Origin of the sequence: Geminicoccus flavidas, from assembly GCF_009806515.1 — a bacterium.
GTDB lineage: Bacteria > Pseudomonadota > Alphaproteobacteria > Geminicoccales > Geminicoccaceae > Geminicoccus > Geminicoccus flavidus.
Genome location: NZ_WUJP01000787.1, coordinates 1 through 551 on the forward strand (window position 1 = coordinate 1; position 551 = coordinate 551).

A 551-nucleotide genomic window follows, 5' to 3' on the forward strand; every position below is an offset into this window, starting at 1 on the left:
GGCGTGCGCGTCCATGGCTGCACGGTGCATGTGGTCCGCCCGGCGCTGGACGACGGGCCGGTGGTGGTCCAAGGCGTCGTGCCGGTGCTGCCCGGCGACGATCCCGCCATGCTGGCCGCGCGGGTCCTGGAGGTCGAGCACCAGGCCTACCCGCTGGCGCTGGATCTGGTGGCGTCCGGCCGGGCACGGGTGGGCGACGCGACGGTCGAGCTGGCGCCCGGCCAGCCCGGCCTCGTCGTCCATCCGACCCTGGCCGGCGCCGGATGGGCGATCGCAGGGGCTCCGCCGGTCAGTTGACCGGCGTCAGCCAGCGGCGGAACACCCAGCCCTGCGGCTCGTCGTTCTGCGACACCCGGTACCAGCCCTGCTCCTGCTGGTCGGCCACCACGATCTCGCCGCCGCTGAACGCGCCCTGGCGCTCGAACCGGGTGCCCGGGCCAGCCCGGACGCTCACGGCGGCCACCACGCGGAAGCGCTCGCCCATGGCCTGATCGGCGGCAGGCTGCGCGGCGGGCGACCCCGCAGCCGCGGCGGCGACGGGCTCGGGCGGC

2 protein-coding genes are annotated in these 551 nt (G+C 77.0%); one reads left to right on the forward strand and one right to left on the reverse strand.

From position 1 onward, the window contains the following. On the forward strand, positions 1-297 hold a 297-nt coding region (locus tag EQG76_RS22590; protein WP_265338968.1), incomplete at its 5' end, for a formyltransferase family protein. Here EQG76_RS22590 and EQG76_RS22595 read toward each other — a convergent pair. After that, positions 290-551, reverse strand: a 262-nt coding sequence (locus EQG76_RS22595) for an SH3 domain-containing protein (RefSeq protein ID WP_235031514.1), incomplete at its 5' end; no start/stop codon positions are given. The genes EQG76_RS22590 and EQG76_RS22595 overlap by 8 nt on opposite strands.